Annotated in this window: 15 protein-coding genes; 7 read left to right on the top strand and 8 right to left on the bottom strand. The window is 71.4% G+C overall.

Annotated elements, in window-relative coordinates:
- Position 1 precedes the first annotated feature (1 nt).
- A complete protein-coding gene (locus GWK15_RS09805) occupies positions 2-565 on the bottom strand; it encodes a LemA family protein (protein ID WP_168041099.1) in 564 nt (187 codons plus the stop codon).
- A gap of 203 nt (positions 566-768) precedes the next feature.
- Here GWK15_RS09805 and GWK15_RS09800 point away from each other — a divergent pair, with 203 nt between their 5' ends.
- Genes GWK15_RS09800 through GWK15_RS09790 form a run of 3 tightly spaced genes read left to right on the top strand, consistent with a single transcriptional unit; the run spans position 769 to position 3,771 of the window.
- A complete protein-coding gene (locus GWK15_RS09800; RefSeq protein WP_168041098.1) occupies positions 769-1,341 on the top strand; it encodes a TadE family protein in 573 nt (190 codons plus the stop codon).
- Positions 1,328-1,945 carry a TadE family protein gene (locus GWK15_RS09795; protein ID WP_168041097.1) on the top strand — a complete coding sequence of 206 codons (618 nt, stop codon included), beginning with the start codon at positions 1,328-1,330 and terminating at the stop codon, positions 1,943-1,945. Before GWK15_RS09800 ends, GWK15_RS09795 begins: the two co-directional genes overlap by 14 nt.
- Positions 1,942-3,771, top strand: a complete 1,830-nt coding sequence (locus GWK15_RS09790; RefSeq protein ID WP_168041096.1) for a TadE/TadG family type IV pilus assembly protein — start codon at positions 1,942-1,944, stop codon at positions 3,769-3,771. Before GWK15_RS09795 ends, GWK15_RS09790 begins: the two co-directional genes overlap by 4 nt.
- A 3-nt stretch (positions 3,772-3,774) precedes the next feature.
- Here the strand turns inward: GWK15_RS09790 and GWK15_RS09785 are convergent, their stop codons facing one another.
- Together GWK15_RS09785 and GWK15_RS09780 are read right to left on the bottom strand one after the other, a co-directional pair.
- On the bottom strand, positions 3,775-5,124 hold the full coding sequence (locus tag GWK15_RS09785) for an ATP-binding protein (protein ID WP_338147223.1): 1,350 nt from the start codon (positions 5,122-5,124) through the stop codon (positions 3,775-3,777).
- The gene (locus GWK15_RS09780; protein WP_168041095.1) at positions 5,117-5,833 is read right to left on the bottom strand and encodes a response regulator; all 717 of its coding nucleotides are present in this window, start codon (positions 5,831-5,833) and stop codon (positions 5,117-5,119) included. The genes GWK15_RS09785 and GWK15_RS09780 overlap by 8 nt, the downstream gene beginning before the upstream one ends.
- 318 nt (positions 5,834-6,151) lie before the next feature.
- On the opposite strand from GWK15_RS09780, the gene GWK15_RS09775 reads away from it, so the two are divergent.
- The 4 genes from GWK15_RS09775 to GWK15_RS09760 all read left to right on the top strand — a co-directional run bounded on the left by GWK15_RS09775 (position 6,152) and on the right by GWK15_RS09760 (position 9,426).
- On the top strand, positions 6,152-6,805 hold the full coding sequence (locus tag GWK15_RS09775) for a DNA-3-methyladenine glycosylase 2 family protein (protein WP_168041094.1): 654 nt from the start codon (positions 6,152-6,154) through the stop codon (positions 6,803-6,805).
- Positions 6,806-6,839: 34 nt separating this feature from the next.
- Positions 6,840-7,994, top strand: coding sequence for an aminotransferase (locus GWK15_RS09770; RefSeq protein ID WP_168041093.1), 1,155 nt, complete (start codon positions 6,840-6,842; stop codon positions 7,992-7,994).
- Positions 7,991-8,740: a hypothetical protein gene (locus GWK15_RS09765; protein WP_168041092.1), complete on the top strand. Its 750-nt coding sequence runs from the start codon at positions 7,991-7,993 to the stop codon at positions 8,738-8,740. The genes GWK15_RS09770 and GWK15_RS09765 overlap by 4 nt, the downstream gene beginning before the upstream one ends.
- Before the next feature lie 140 nt (positions 8,741-8,880).
- A complete protein-coding gene (locus tag GWK15_RS09760; protein WP_168041091.1) occupies positions 8,881-9,426 on the top strand; it encodes a glucosaminidase domain-containing protein in 546 nt (181 codons plus the stop codon).
- Positions 9,427-9,432: 6 nt separating this feature from the next.
- Here the strand turns inward: GWK15_RS09760 and hydA are convergent, their stop codons facing one another.
- From hydA to GWK15_RS09735, 5 genes are all read right to left on the bottom strand, one after another.
- Positions 9,433-10,917, bottom strand: a complete 1,485-nt coding sequence (gene hydA, locus GWK15_RS09755; RefSeq protein WP_168041090.1) for a dihydropyrimidinase — start codon at positions 10,915-10,917, stop codon at positions 9,433-9,435.
- Between the two features lie 61 nt (positions 10,918-10,978).
- Positions 10,979-12,331 (bottom strand): cytochrome P450, encoded by a 1,353-nt coding sequence (locus GWK15_RS09750; protein ID WP_168041089.1) that lies wholly within the window; start codon positions 12,329-12,331, stop codon positions 10,979-10,981.
- 37 nt (positions 12,332-12,368) lie between these two features.
- Positions 12,369-13,058 carry an amino acid ABC transporter permease gene (locus GWK15_RS09745; RefSeq protein WP_168041088.1) on the bottom strand — a complete coding sequence of 230 codons (690 nt, stop codon included), beginning with the start codon at positions 13,056-13,058 and terminating at the stop codon, positions 12,369-12,371.
- Positions 13,059-13,067: 9 nt separating this feature from the next.
- Complete coding sequence (locus GWK15_RS09740; protein WP_168041087.1) at positions 13,068-13,898, bottom strand: ABC transporter substrate-binding protein; 831 nt, start codon at positions 13,896-13,898, stop codon at positions 13,068-13,070.
- A 14-nt stretch (positions 13,899-13,912) separates the two neighbouring features.
- Positions 13,913-14,824, bottom strand: a complete 912-nt coding sequence (locus GWK15_RS09735; RefSeq protein WP_168041086.1) for a dihydrodipicolinate synthase family protein — start codon at positions 14,822-14,824, stop codon at positions 13,913-13,915.
- Between the last annotated feature and the right edge of the window lie 29 nt (positions 14,825-14,853).

Genomic DNA, 14,853 nt, shown 5'->3' with positions numbered 1-14,853 from the left:
GCTAGAACCTGACCTGCGGCGCGGCCTGCACCGCGGCCGCCTCGGCCTCGGGCAGTTCGAAGAAGCCGCGCTGCTGGAAGCCCATCGACTTGGCGAAGAACACCGCCGGGACGCTTTCCGTCATCGCGTTGTATTCCGCGACGGACGAATTGTAGAAGCGCCGCGCCGCGGCGATCTTGTTCTCGATGTCCGAGAGTTCGCCCTGCAGGGCGATGAAGTTCTGGTTGGCCTTGAGGTCCGGGTAGGCCTCGGACAGCGCGAACAGCCGGCCAAGCGCGGCCCCGAGCGCGCCTTCCGCAGGCCCCGCCGCGGCCGGGCCCTGCGCCTGGGCGGTGACCGCGGAGTTGCGCGCCTGGATCACCGCGTCGAGCGTCGATTTCTCGTGCGTCGCGTAGCCCTTCACCGTCTCGACCAGGTTCGGGATCAGGTCGTGCCGCTGCTTGAGCTGCACGTCGACATCGGACCAGGACTGGCCCGTCACCTGCCGCAGCGCGACCAGGCGGTTGTAGACGACGACCAGCCAGACCACGACCAGCACGACGATGCCGAGGAGCACCCATTCCATGGAGACACACCCTTTCCGATCCGCCTGCGGGCCAGACTAGCGGTCCGGCGCGGACGGCGGCACCCCCGCTGCTCACCGTCGCGTGCGCCGCAGCACATCACGGCCATTTGTGACGCCGCACGAGTCGTTGACTCGCGTTCATTCCATCCGGCGTGCGCTTTACCCGGCAGGTCTCAAATTCGGTTCTCCTGTCGGATTTCTGCATGCCCCCCGCGCCCCACCGGCCGTTCCCCCACGGTCCCGCCGACACCGCATCCCGCCGCGCCCGCCGCAACGCCCGCCGCCGCGGGACGGCCGCCACGCAGTTCGCGATCATCGCCTTCCCCCTGTTCGTCCTGCTGATGGGCGTGATGGAGGCGGCCTGGCAGCTCGCCACCGGCGCGGGGCTCGACCACGCGGCGCTGCGCGCCAGCCGATACGGCATGACCGGCGCCAATACGCCGCCATCCTGGCAGACCCAGGGTCAGGGCCAGAACCTGCCGACCTGCCGGTCGAACAACATCCGCTGGCTCATCACGCGGTCCACCGGCTGGCTGATCCGCGACAATGCCGACCTGACGATCGCCACCGCCGCCTGGGGCGGGGTCGGCGGCGCGGGGTCGGGCAGCGGCACGAGCGGGGCCGGCGCCGGGGGGCAGATCGTCTCCTACACCATCACCTACCGGCAGCCCTTCGTGACCGGCGGGATCGCCCGGCTGCTGTGGGGCACCGACGGCTTCACCCATCGCGCCTTCCTGATGGTCAAGAACGAGCCCTTCGACAATGTTCCCTGCTGAGCAGGTGCTGCGCGGGCGCCGCGGCGCCGCGGCGATCGAGCTCGTGCTCATGGCGCCGATCTTCTTCCTGATCGCGCTCGCGACCACCGACGTCGTGCGCTACTTCCGCGCGCAGCTGCGCGTCGAGACGGTCGCCGTCCAGCTCGGCCAGATCGTCTCGCAATGCCGCCGCATCACGGATCCGGGCGACGTCAGCCAGTTCTGGACCCATGCGACACGCATCGCCGGCGGCGTCGTCGACGTGAACAGCGGGACCGGCGGCGCCGTGATCATCACGGCGGTCGGGCGCAACAACAACGCGAACCGCGCGCTGTGGCGGAAGCGGACGGGCAACACGACGATCGCGAGCTCCGTCGCCACCACCGTGCCCGGTGCGGCCACGATCGCCGAGGGCTTCGTCGTCCCGACCGGCCAGACCCTGTTCGTGACCGAGGTCTACGCCATCGTGCAGCCCTGGATCCTGAGCGCCGGGCTGATCGGCACGGTGCTGCCGAACGTGCTCAACGGCACGACGCTGTTCCTCTCCCGCGCGCCGGACCCGACGGTGCTGCAGACCGACCCGGCGAACGCCACCAACCCGAACACCGCGGATTGCACAGCATGACCGGATCCCGCAGCCGCCGCGGCGCCGTCGCCACACTGTCCGCCGTGATCATGGTCCCGGTGATCGGCTTCGCCGGACTCGCCGTCGACCTGACGCGCATCTGGCTGGTCAGCGCCAGGCTCAAGACCTCGGTCGACGCGGCGAGCCTCGTGGCCGCGCGGACCATGACCAGCACGACGCGCGACGCCGACACGCGCGCGGTCTTCTGGGCCAACTACACGATGAACGGGCGCTCGGCGCGCAGCCACATGCTCGCGACGCCGAACACCACCGTCGAGATCACGCCGGTCGGCACCACGCGCATCCGCGTGACCGCGCGGGCCACGGTGCCGACGACGCTGTTCGGCATCATCTCCCGCAACACGACGCCGCTCGAGGAGACCTCGCTCGCCGAGCGGGAGGGCACCGGCCTCGAAATCGCAATCGCGATCGACCAGACCTCCTCGATGCTCGCCTCGGCCGGCGGCGGGCAGACCAAGCTCGACCTCGCCAAGGCGGGCGTCATCGCGCTGCTCGACATCCTCTACGGCACCGAGGACACCAAGCGGAACATGTGGCTCTCGGTGGTGCCCTGGGCGCGCACCATCAACATCGGGACGGCGAACGCGTCGCTGCTCGACACTTCCGCCATGCCGGCCAGCTGGACGACCTTCAGCGGCAACTGGGCCGGCTGCGTGGAATCCCGGCGCAACGGGCACGACATCACGGATGCCGCGCCCACCACGAACCAGACGCGCTTCCCGCCCTACTACTGGGACACGACCTACCGGCAGGTGGGCTGGGTCGGCACCGACATTCCCGTGGGCGTCGCGACGCTCGCGCGCAACGCGTCCCGCTTCACGTCCGTCACGGGCGGTGCGGCGTATGAGGGCGGGAGCCTCTGCACCAGCGGGAACGCCTATGGCGCGGTGACGATGAGCCTCTATGCCTCGGCGAACGCGAACAACCCGACCAACTACAGCGTCCGCTTCTGTCGCGGGGCGAATGACTGGCGCGACCTGTCCGACACGGCGAACCCGACACGGCTGCGCACCCTGTCGGCGTCGAGCGGCAACGCCGCCTACAACCCGATGTACGACTACCTGGTCGATGCCGGCTTTAGCGGCAACGGCTTCCTGCAGACCTCGGCGGCCGGGCCGAACACCCTGTGCGCCATGACGCCGATCACGCCGCTGACCGCGAGCCGCGCGGCCGTCGAAGCCGCCGTCCGCGCCATCCAGGCGCCCGACAAGAGCGGCGGCACCACCGTCGTCGCCGGCATGCAGGGTGCCTGGTACACGCTCAGCCCCAACTGGCGGAACCAGTGGACGGGCATCGCGACCAGCAGCGAATTCGGCGCCCTGCCCGTCGCCTACAACACGCGCAACATGTCCAAGATCGCCGTGATCCTGACCGACGGCGACAACAACTGGCAGCCACCGTATTCCATGGACATCAACAGGGTCACGTACACTGTCCGGGATTCCGTCCGTGGATCGAACTGGTTCACGGAACTCATGTACAACGCCTATGGCCGGCGCACCGACTACAACACCAACACCACCGGCACCGACATCGCCACGGCCACCAGCACGACGCAGCAGCAGGCGAATGCGGATGCGCGGCTCGACGAACGCTTCGCCGCGGTGTGCACCGCCATGAAGGCGCAGGGCATCACGATCTACGTCGTCGGGCTCGAGGTCACGCAGGGCAGCGCCATCGACACGATGCTCGCGGCCTGCGCCTCGGACAGCCGGACCTACATCCGGGCGCAGACGGCGCAGGACGTCCCGAACGCCTTCCGCGAGATCGCGAACCAGCTCGTCGCGCTGCGCCTCGTGGAATAGCCATCAGGTCGGCAGGCTGGCCACCACGGTCAGCCCGCCGCCCGGGCGGTTGCGCAGCGTCACGTCGCCGCCATGCGCGCGCAGGATGTTGCGCGTGATGGTCAGCCCCAGACCCGTGCCGCCGGTCTCCCGGTTGCGGCTGCCTTCCAGCCGGCGGAAGGGCGCGAAGACGTTCTCCATCTCGGCCTCCGGTATGCCGGGCCCGTCATCCTCGACCGCGAGGCGCACCACGCCGCCCTCGGGCGGCGAAAGCGCCAACCGCGCCGCCCCGCCATAGGCCAGAGCATTGGTGACCAGGTTCGCCATCGCGCGCTTGAGCGCGACGGGCCGCGCGCGCACCACCAGCCGCTCCGGGCCCGAATAGGAGATCGCCTCGGCCAGTTCGGGCCGCGCATCCGCCGCCTCGTCCGCCACGGTGCGGCACAGCGCCGCGAGGTCGATCGGGGACGCCGGCTCCGCTGCCGCGTCGTCCCGCGCGAAGGCGAGGGTCGCGGCGATCATCTGCTCCATCTCGTCGAGGTCGGCGAGCATCTTCCGGCGCTGCTCGTCGTCGTCCATGAATTCCGCGCGCAGCCGCAGCCGGGTGATCGGCGTGCGCAGGTCGTGACCGATGGCGGCGAGCATCTGCGTCCGATCGGCGACGAAGCGGCGGATGCGCGCGGCCATCTCGTTGAAGGCATGCGCGGCGGTGCGGACCTCGACGGGCCCGGTTTCCTCGAGCGGCGCGGCATTCACGTCCCGTCCCAGCCGGTCCGCCGCGGCGGCGAGGATCCGCACCGGGCGCATCAGCCGCGCCACCGCCCAGAGGATCAGCAGCGCCGCCGCCCCGGTCATGACCAGGAAGGCCGCGAGGAAGGTCGCCGAATGCCACGGCCGCGGCGGGGGCAGGCTGACGCGGATGTTCAGCCATTCCCCGTCCGGCAGGCGCAGCGAGGCATTGAACCCACCCGGGATGTCCGGCGGGCCGAGCCGCACCTCCCGCGGCCGCAGCCGCTGCGGCCCGGCGCCGAGCAGGTCGAGCCGGAACAGGCGCATGATCTCGGGCGGCGGCGGCGGCGCGCCCTGGCGCACGATGGGCTGCGCGTCGACCGATAGCGTCAGCCCGTCCGGCAGGTCGAGGTCGGCGAGCGCCTGCTCCCGCCGCTCCGGTGGCGCGAGAACCGTCGCGCGCCAGGCGCCGAAGGCGCGGCCGGCGATCTCGCGCGCCTGAATGAAGCGCTGCAGGTCGACGCGGTCGAGCGCATGGATGGTCAGCCCCGCCGCCTGCACGGCCATCAGGGCGAGGATCAGCCAGAAGGCCGTCCGGCCGCCCAGCGTCGCGGGCAGGCCGATGCGCCGGCGGGACTCAGCCACGCTCGACCGTCGCCGCGAGCACGTAGCCGCCGCCGCGGACGGTCTTGATCAGCGTAGGGTTGCGCCCGTCATCCTCGAGCTTGCGCCGCAGGCGGGACACCGCGACGTCGATCGCCCGGTCGAAGGGGCCCGCCTGGCGGCCGCGCAGCAGGTCCATCAGCATGTCGCGCGTCAGGACGCGGTTGGGGCGTTCCACCAGCACCAGCAGCAATTCGTATTCGCCCCCGGTCAGGGAGACCTCGGCCCCGTCGGGGTTCAGCAGGCGCCGCCGGCCAGGTTCCAGCGTCCAGCCGGCGAAGCGGATCACCTTGGCGGGCGGTTCCTTGGCCGGGCCCTCGCCGCTCGCGCGGCGCAGCACGGCGCGGATGCGCGCCAGCAATTCCCGCGGATTGAAGGGCTTGGCGACATAGTCGTCGGCGCCGAGTTCGAGCCCGACGATGCGGTCCGTCTCCTCCCCCATCGCGGTCAGGATCACGATCGGGACATCGGACTGCGACCGCAGCCAGCGCGCGAAGTCGAGGCCCGGTTCCCCGGGCATCATCAGGTCCAGCACCACCAGGTGATAGCGGCCGAGCGGCCAGGCCTTGCGCGCCTCCCGCGCATCTCGCGCGGCGGTGACGCGCATCCCCTGCTTCTCGAGGAAGCGGGAGAGGAGGTCGCGGATCTCGCGGTCGTCATCGACGACGAGGATGTGCGGGGCGGGTTCCATGGTCTGTTACAATAGGGGATCGGCGCCGGCATTCACGGCCTTGCTGTGTTTCGTCTTGTTGCGGGCGCGCGTTGCGTTGCGGGGCGTTGCAAAATCGGCCGCCGCGGCCCTGGGTGGCGAAGGCGGGCCTTCCCATGTCCCGGGCACGATCATCGCCTGCCCCATCCCCAGCGGGCGCTGGTCCTCCGAGGCGGCGGGGGCCACCCCCAGACTTCCCCCTGGCTCCCGCCGCCTCCCCCCCTTCCCTTCCCGTCCGACGGCGCGCAGATCATCCCGGCGCCGCGTCGCCGCAGCGCGACGGTCAGCAAGGACGGCTTCGTGACCCCCACCGCCATGGACGCCCCGCCCGGATGGGCGCGGGAGGGCATCGACGCCCTCGTCGTGCTCGACCCCGATTTCGCAGGGATCGAGGGCCGAGCCGGTCCGCTGCCCTGGCGACGGCGTGATCCCGGCTTCGCGGGGCTACTGCGGGCGATCTGCGGGCAGATGATCTCCAACCAGGCCGCCGCGGCGATCTGGGGGCGGCTGTCCGCCCTGCCCGGCGCGCTGGAACCGGCCGGGCTGCTGGCGCTCAGCGAGGAGGCGCTGCGCGGCGCCGGGCTGTCGCGCAACAAGGTGCTGCATGTCCGCGCCCTGGCGGAAGCGGTGGCGGATGGCCGGCTCGACTTCACCCTGCTGCGCGCGATGCCGGACGAGGCCGCGGTCGCCGCCATCGCCGCCATTCCCGGCCTCGGCCCCTGGACGGCGCAGGTCCACCTGCTGTTCGGACAGGAACGCCGGGACGTCTTTCCGGCCGGGGACCTCGCGCTGGCCGCCGGCCTCGCCGACCTGAAATCGCTCCCTGAACGCCCCAAGCCCAAGGTGTTGGCGGAAATGGCCCTGGCCTGGGCGCCCTGGCGGTCGCTCGCCGCCCGGCTGCTCTGGCACCATTGGCGCCACGTCACCGGCCGCCCGGCCGGGGAGGCGCCATAGACGCCGGCGCGCCCCGGTGGTTCCTTGCCGCGCCATGGACTTCGCCCTTTCCCCGCGCATCCGCGCGACGCAGACCCCGCCCATTCCCTCGGTCCGCGCCTGGGCGGCGCGCTATGCCGGCGGCGCCGGCCCGGTGCTGGACCTGACCCAGGCCGTGCCGGGCTATCCGCCGCATCCCGACCTGCTCGCGAAGCTCGCCGAGAGCGCGGGCAGCCGCGCCACCGCCTCCTATGGCCCGATCGACGGGGAACCGGCGCTGCGCGCGGCGCTGGCCGGGGACATGTCGCGCTTCTACGGCGCGAAGCTCGCCACCGACGACATCGCCATCACCTCGGGCGGCAACCTCGCCTTCACCATGGCGATGACGACCCTCGCCGGGCAGGGCGAGGCGGTGATGCTGCCCTCCCCTTGGTACTTCAACCACCGCATGGCGCTGACCGCGCTCGGCATCCCTTGCGTGCCGCTCGACTGCCGCGCCGAGGACGGCTTCGTGCCTGACCCCGACCGCGCCGCCGGGCTCATGGATGGCGTCCGCGCGATCGTCCTCGTCACGCCCAACAACCCGACCGGCGCGGTCTACCCGCCGGAGGTCATCGCGCGCTTCGCGGATCTCGCCCGCCGCCACGGCGCCTGGCTGGTGCTGGACGAGACCTACCGCGACTTCCTCTCCCCCGAGCAATCCCCGCCCCACGCGCTGTTCGAGGACCCCGCCTGGCGGGACAACGTCGTGCACCTCTATTCCTTCTCGAAGGCCTATTGCGTGCCGGGGCACCGGGTCGCGGCCATTGCCTCCGGGCCCGCCTTCCGCGGCGAGCTGATGAAGGCGCTCGACACCATGCAGATCTGCGCACCGCGCGCCGCGCAGACGGCGCTCGCCTGGGGCGTGGAGGCGCTGCGGGACTGGCGCGTCGGCAACCGCACCATCATGGCCGGCCGCGCCGAGGCCTTCCGCCGCGCCGCCGCGCAGTTGCCGGGGTGGCGGCTCGACGCGCTCGGCGCCTACTTCGCCTATCTCCGCCTGCCCGAGGACGCGCCCGAGGCCGTCGCCACCGCCGAACGCCTTGCCGTCGAGCAGGGTCTGCTCGGCCTGCCCGGCCCCTTCTTCGGACCGGGGCAGGAGCGCTACCTGCGCCTCGCCTTCGCGAATGCCTCGGAGGAGGTGATCGCGCAGGTCCCGTCCCGGCTGTGACGACGCGCCGCAGTCTCCTCGCCGCGCCCGTCCTGTTGCTGTCCGCGCGCGCGGAGGCGGCGACGCAGCCGGGCCGCCAGCCGCCGCGCCTCGCCACCCCGCGGCAGGTCCGCCTGCGCCCCGGCGCGGCCCCTGTCCGCCTCCAGGCGCGGATCACCGAACGCGGCCAGTCCCTCGCCGTCCGCTTCGAGGGCGCCGGCGCGCCGCCAGAGGTCTTCGACTTCACCTCCTGGTACGGCTACGCCCGCGTCTTCGCGGTGAAGACGCTGCGCGGCCGCGATCTCGTCTTCGCGGCCTTCGAAGGCTCGACCGGCACCGGCACCTACCAGGAACTCCAGGCCGTGATCGGCCAGGACGATGACGGGATCGCGCGCATCCTGGCGCTCGAGACGCTGCACTATCGCCTGACCGGGCCGTGCGGCGGCGGGTCCTGGCTCGCCGTCGCGGCCGAGACGGGCGCGGAGGGGATGCGCCTCGCCCAGACCTGGCGGCGGCAGGAGGAGAACTGCCCGCCCCGCCGCGGCGGGCCCCGCAGCCAGCGCCTCGCCTGGACGACGACGCTCGGCTGGTCGGGACGCGGGGTGATGACGGCGCCGGCCGGGCAGCCGGACGCCCCGGCCCCGCGCCGCCGGGTCGAGGAGGTGCGCGCGCGCACGCTTGCCTGGCTTGCGACCGAGCCACGGCGGCGGATCACCAATGACGACCTCGATGCGCTGGGGATCTACGACGTGCTCAGCCACGGCTGAACGGAGGGGCGCTGCACCAAAGGCCGAAGGACCCTTGGAAACCATCAGCACGCGGCCGTGCGGAAGGTGATGCAGCAGACAGCGGATATGGCATCCTGTTCCGTAACGACCGCCAGTCCCCGGCAACCGGAGCAGAGACCATGGCCAAGGAAGCGCCGCCCTCGCATGTCCGCCGTGCCTTCGCGGAACAGCTCTACAAGGAATGCGGCTACGACATCATGGCGATGAGCCTGCCGGTCTCCGGCGTCATCGGCATGGCCTGCCTCGAAAGCGGCTTCGGCACCTCGGCCCACTACCGCGACTACAACATCCTGTTCGGCATCACCGCGCCCTACAAGGACGGCTGGGACCTGCCGGGATGCAAGGTGCGCGGGACCGAGTGGGTCTACCTGCCGACCCAGGCGATCAAGGACGGGCCGATCGTGCAGGACCGCTTCTGCATCGCGCCGACGCTGAAAGGCGCCTTCGCGATCTTCCGCGGCCTGATCGAGAACCACCCGATGCTGAAATCGGCCAGCGGGAAGGCCGCCCTGAAGGCTGCCGCCAACGACCCCGCCGCCTTCGCCAAGGTCATGGCGACCCGCTGCCTGTTCGGCGCCGGCAACGCGGTCGAGTATCCCAAGACGGTCCTGAAGATCATCGACCAGGAGAACCTCCGCCGCTTCGACAGCGGCAAGGTCGCCTGAACCGCGTCAGCGCCGCGCCGGCGCCGGATCGAAGCCGTCCGGGACCAAGCCGCGCGGGCGGATGAAGTCGTAGGGCGCGCGCGGCAGGAAACGGCCGGTGCCGGGTTCGGCCTGCACCTTGCCCTCGCGCATCACCACCTCCCCGCGCCGGATCGTCGCGACCGGCCAGCCCGTGACCTCGAGCCCCTCATAGGGCGTGTAGTCGATCGCGTGCTGCATCAGCGCGTTGGTGATCGTCACCTTCTTCGCCGGATCCCACAGCGCCAGATCGGCATCGGACCCCACCGCGATCATGCCCTTGCGCGGTGCGAGGCCCATCAGCCGCGCCGGATTGGTGCTGGTCAGCCGGACGAATTCGTCGAGGCTGATGCGCCCCTTCGACACGCCCTCGCTGAACATGATCGGCAGCCGCGCCGCGAAGCCCGGGATGCCGTTCGGGATGTCGCGGAAGGGCGCGGCGCGCCCGTTCTGCCCCTTGCCCTTGTCGCCCTCGAAGGAGAACGCGCAATGGTCGGAGGAGACGACGTCGAGCGTGCCGCGGCGGATCATCTCCCAGATGCGCGCATGTTCCTCGGTCGTGCGCGGGGACGGGCTGCACATGAACTTCGCGCCCTCGAAGCCGGGGCGGTCCATGTCGGCGGCGGTGAGTGCCACGTATTGCGGGCAGGTCTCGCCCCACACCTTCACGCCACGGGCCTGGGCGCGGGCGATCTCCTCCGCCGCCTCGGCGCAGGAGACGTGGAAGACCTGGATCGGCTGGTCCACCAGTTCCGCCAGGGCGATGGCGCGGTGCGTCGCCTCGCGCTCGACCACCGGCGGGCGCGACCAGGCGTGGTACTTCGGCGCCGTCATGCCGTGCTTCAGCAGCTCCGCCGTGCGCCAGGAGATCGCGGCGTAGTTCTCGCAATGGACGGTGACCAGGCAGCCCAGCTCGCGGGCCTTGGCCAGCACGCGGATGTACTGGGCGTCCGACAGGTGCAGCGGCTCGTAGGTCAGGAAGACCTTGAGGCTGCGCACGCCCTCGGCGACCACGCGCGGCACTTCCTCATCCATCACGATGTCGGTCGGGTCGGAGATGATCTGGTGGAAGGAATGGTCGAGCATCCCCTTCGCCGCCCGCGCCCGGTAGTCGACGTAGCGCTCCCAGACGCCGAAGCCCTTCCACTGCGGGATGAAGCAGACGACTGACGTCGTGCCGCCGGCGAAGGCCGAAGCGGAGGCGGTGGCGAAGGTCTCCTCGTTGACCGTCAGCGGCGGCTCGCCCTCGCCGGCGCCGACATAGCCGCCGCGGGAGGGCTCCTCGATGTGGCAATGGCTGTCGACGCCGCCGGGCAGCACCAGCAGGCCGCCGGCCTCGACCACCTGCGCAGCGTCGGCGATGCGTTCGGCCAGCGCGACGATGCGCCCGTCCTTCACGCCGATGTCGCAGCGCACCGTGCCGAAGCCGGTCGCCACCTGGCCGCCGCGCACCGCGAGGTCGAATTCCGCCATCACCCGCACTCCCATTCGCTTCGCCGCGAAGATTGCTGCGACGCGGCGTAGGCGTCCAGCGTCAGCGCGGCGTGACGACCAGCCGCATCCCGCCCTTGGGCCGCAGCGCCAGCCGGCAATTCGGCCGCGGCACGAAGCCGGGCGCGAGGGCGAAGCGGAAGCGGCGGAACAGGATGGCGGCGAAGACCGACACCTCCGCCATGCCGAAGGCGGCCCCGGCGCAGATGCGCGGCCCGATGCCGAAGGGCAGGTAGGCAAAGCGCGGCCGCTGGCGCGCGGCGTCGCCGAGGAAGCGGTCGGGGCGGAAGGCGTTCGGCGCCTCCCACAGCGCCTCGTGCCGGTGCAGCAGCCAGGGCACGGCGAGGACGATGTCGCCCTCGTCCAGTTCCCAGCGGCGGATGCGGTCGGGCTTCACCGCCTGGCGGGCGAAGACGGCGACGGGCGGATAGAGCCGCATCGCCTCCTGGATCACCGCGCGGGTGAAGGCGAAGTTCGGCAGCTCTGCATAGGCCGGCGCCGCATCCGGCAGTTCGGCCGCCATCCGGTCCGCCGTCTCGGGGTGCAGCGCGGCGAGCATCGCCGTCCAGGTCAGGGTGATCGCGGCCCCCTCCGCGCCGGCGAGGAGGAACATCACCACCTCGTCCAGCAGCCGTTCCCCAGTCAGCACGCGCGACCCGTCCGGGCGCCGTGCGTCGCGCAACGCGGCGAGCAGCGGCGTGCCGCCCTCCGGCCCGGCGGCCTCGATCAGGCGGGCGACGCGCCCGCGCAGCGCGACGGCCAGCCGTCCCGCCCGCCGGCGCGTGAGCCAACCGAGCACGTCCGGCAGGCCCATCAGGCCGAACAGGTCCACCACCTCCGCCGCGTCCTGGTAGGCGGTGAAGGTCTCGGCGATGATCCGCGCCTCCTCGCGCCGCGCGTCCGGGCCGAAGACGGCCAGCAGCAACACCCGGCTGATGCCCGCGGCGAAGGCGGCGGCGACGTCGACCGGACCGTCCGCGCGGGCGAAATCCTCCGCCGTCTCCTCCGCCGCCCGCACGAAGCAGGGATGGAACTGCGCGAGGCCCGAGGGATGGATCGGCGGCGAGACCGCCTCCCGCCGCTCGGCCCATTCCTCGCCCCAGGCGATGAAGCAGGAATTGCCGACGACCGGGCGCAGCGCGTCCTCGAGGAAGCGGGACTTGCGCTGGTAGGTCTCGTGCTTGGTGACGAAGACCTCGCGCACAACTTCCGGCGCATTGGCGATGAGGATCAGCCGCCCCGGCAGGCGCGTGGAGAACACCTGCCGGCGATAGGCGTCGGCCGGGAAGATCGACAGCACGTCCCGCCGCGCGCGCATCAGCCCGGCAAGCCCGGTCGGCTCGCGCGCCGCGGGCGTGGGCATGGGCGGGATGAAATCGGCCTTGGTGGCGCTCATGGGCGTGTCGCAGCGATAGCGCGCAGGCCCGCGCCTGTCACCGACGCTCCGTCGCCTCCGTGCCGTAGCCGCGGCCGTAGCGGGCTTCGAGGCGCATCTGCACCAGGCTCCAGAGCGTCGTCATCAACAGGTAGTAGAGCGCGGCGACGGTGAAGAGTTCGAGAACGAGGAAGCGTTCCTGGATCAGCAGCTGCGTCCGCCGCAGCAGCTCGTCCACGCTGATCACGCTCGCGATCGAGGTGGTCTTGAGCAGCCCGTTCACCGAATTGCCGAGCGGCGGGATCATCACGCGAAAGGCCTGCGGCCAGGTCACCAACCGGAACACCTGGGGCCGCCGGAGGCCGAGCGCGAGGGCTGCCTCCCGCTGCCCCTTCGGCACCGACATGATGCCGGCGCGCACGATCTCGGACAGGTAGGCGCCCTCGTTCAGGGAGATGCCGATCAGCGCGGCTTCCCAAACGTCGAAGCGCAGCCCGATCAGCGGCAGGCCGGTGTAGATGATCAGCAGTTGCACCAGCAGGGGCGTGCCGCGGAAGAACCAGCAATAGAAGGCCGCGAAGCCCGAGAGCCACCGGTTCTCCGACAGCCGCAGCAGCGCGAGCAGGATGCCGATGGCGAGGCCGAAGACGAGCGAGCCCGCCGTCAGCCCCACCGAGATCAACGCCCCTTCCAGCAGGTAGGTGTTGAGCAGCGAGTCGAAGAAGCCGTCCCAGCGCCAGACCTGCATGGTGGGTGCTCAGGCCGGCCCGACCACCTCGAACGGCCCGTCATAGGCCGTGACGCCGAAGCGATCGAGCAGCGCCTGGAAGGACCCGTCCGCCTTCATCGCGGTCAGGGTGCGCGCCACGGCCTCGGCCAGCGGCTTGGAGCGGAAGCCGAAATTGATCGGCGTGCCGTAGAGGCCCGAGATGGCGCGCGTGAATTCCCCGCGGTCGTCGTATTCCTTGGCCGTGCTGTCGATCGAGATGGCCGCGTCGAGCTGTCCCGCGCGGAGCGCCTGGAAGGAGACGGCGAAATTGTCGAAGGCGCGGACCTGCAGCGGCGCGAGACCCCGCGCCCGCAGGTCGTTCGCCATGTCCGTGGTGCGGCGGAACTCGAAGCCGCCCTGCTCGACGCCGACGCGCAGGCCCGCGAGGTCCTCGAGCCGGCGGATGTTGCGCGGGTTGCCGCGCGGGACCGAGACGCTGATCGCCTGCTGCTCGTAGCGGACCAGGTACATCAGGCGCTGGCGTTCCTCGGTGTAGAACATGCCGGTGTTGATCATGTCCCACCGCCGCGCGGCGAGGCCCGGGATCATGGCGGCGAATTCGACGCGGACATTCTCGGCCTGCAGGCACAGCCTGCGCGCGATCTCGTTGCCGAGGTCGACGCGCATGCCGCGCAGCTGGCCCTGCTGGTCGACGAACTGCATCGGCGGCAGCGTCGGGTTGACCGACATGGTCAGCGTGCCGGCCTTCACCAGCTCGGAATTCGGCACCTGCGGCGCGCAGGCGGGCGCCTGGGCGCGCGCCAGCGACGGGGCCGCCAGCAGCGCGCTGCCGGCCGCGAGGAAATGGCGACGGTCCATCGATCGATACCCCCTTATTCGGCCGCCTGGGCGGCGACGTGCGTCAATCCGATGCCTTGCAGGACCTGTGCCAGCGCCGGCAGGTCCTTGCCCGGCAGGGGCAGCCGCGGCGGGCGCGGCGGGCCCATGTCCATGCCCATCAGGCGGAACGCCGCCTTGGTGCCCGAGACGTAGCGCGGCCCGCCCACCCAGGGCAGCAGCGGCGCCAGCTTCCGATAGAGCGGCAGCGCCTTGTCGCGGTTCGCCTCGAAGGCCGCCGCGTCGAACATCTCGGACGACAGGCGCGGTGCCACGTTGCTGCACACCGCGACCCAGCCGATGGCGCCCAGCCAGGCACTCTCGTAGCCGAGCACGCCGGCGAAGACCTCCATCCGGTCGCCGCAGAGCGCGATGATGTCGCGCACCCGTGTCGCCTCCAGCGTGCTCTCCTTCACGTAGCGGCAGTTCGGAATGCGGCTGATCTCGGCGAGCATGGCCGGCGTCATGTCCACGTTGGACGTCGCCGGGTTGTTGTAGACCATGATCGGGATGCCGATCGCCCTGGCCACGGTGTCGTAGTGGTGGATCAGCTCCTCGAGCGTCGGGACCGAATAGAAGGGCGGGATGATCATCACGCCGTCGGCGCCGAGCGCCTCGGCCTCCTTCGACAGGGCCACCACCTCGCGCGTGTCCTCGGCCCCCGTGCCCATGATGACCGGCACGCGGCCCTTGGCGGCGCGGATGACGGTCTCGGTGATGGCGGTGCGTTCCTCGCGCGACACGCTCAGGAACTCGCCGGTGGAACCCAGCGGGATCAGGCCGCGCACGCCTTCGGTGACCTGGTATTCGACCAGGCGTTCCAGCGCCTTGTGGTCGACGGCCGATCCGTCCGGCGTGAAGGGGGTGACGAGCACCGTATAGGTGCCGCGGAAGGGCTCGCGGGACATCGGGGCCTCCGGGGATGGACGCGCGAGGC

The sequence above is a fragment of the Neoroseomonas oryzicola genome (genome assembly GCF_012163135.1).
Classification (GTDB): Bacteria; Pseudomonadota; Alphaproteobacteria; order Acetobacterales; family Acetobacteraceae; genus Neoroseomonas; species Neoroseomonas oryzicola.
Note: the sequence above shows the minus strand (reverse complement) of the source record. Positions and strands in the feature narration are given on the sequence as shown.

Bases quoted from the DNA above. Each gene is read 5' to 3' on its own strand.
- GWK15_RS09805 (WP_168041099.1), bottom strand. From the start codon at position 565: ATGGAATGGGTGCTCCTCGGCATCGTCGTGCTGGTCGTGGTCTGGCTG.
- GWK15_RS09800 (WP_168041098.1), top strand. From the start codon at position 769: ATGCCCCCCGCGCCCCACCGGCCGTTCCCCCACGGTCCCGCCGACACC.
- GWK15_RS09795 (WP_168041097.1), top strand. From the start codon at position 1,328: ATGTTCCCTGCTGAGCAGGTGCTGCGCGGGCGCCGCGGCGCCGCGGCG.
- GWK15_RS09790 (WP_168041096.1), top strand. From the start codon at position 1,942: ATGACCGGATCCCGCAGCCGCCGCGGCGCCGTCGCCACACTGTCCGCC.
- GWK15_RS09780 (WP_168041095.1), bottom strand. From the start codon at position 5,833: ATGGAACCCGCCCCGCACATCCTCGTCGTCGATGACGACCGCGAGATC.
- GWK15_RS09770 (WP_168041093.1), top strand. From the start codon at position 6,840: ATGGACTTCGCCCTTTCCCCGCGCATCCGCGCGACGCAGACCCCGCCC.
- GWK15_RS09760 (WP_168041091.1), top strand. From the start codon at position 8,881: ATGGCCAAGGAAGCGCCGCCCTCGCATGTCCGCCGTGCCTTCGCGGAA.
- hydA (WP_168041090.1), bottom strand. From the start codon at position 10,917: ATGGCGGAATTCGACCTCGCGGTGCGCGGCGGCCAGGTGGCGACCGGC.
- GWK15_RS09750 (WP_168041089.1), bottom strand. From the start codon at position 12,331: ATGAGCGCCACCAAGGCCGATTTCATCCCGCCCATGCCCACGCCCGCG.
- GWK15_RS09745 (WP_168041088.1), bottom strand. From the start codon at position 13,058: ATGCAGGTCTGGCGCTGGGACGGCTTCTTCGACTCGCTGCTCAACACC.
- GWK15_RS09740 (WP_168041087.1), bottom strand. From the start codon at position 13,898: ATGGACCGTCGCCATTTCCTCGCGGCCGGCAGCGCGCTGCTGGCGGCC.
- GWK15_RS09735 (WP_168041086.1), bottom strand. From the start codon at position 14,824: ATGTCCCGCGAGCCCTTCCGCGGCACCTATACGGTGCTCGTCACCCCC.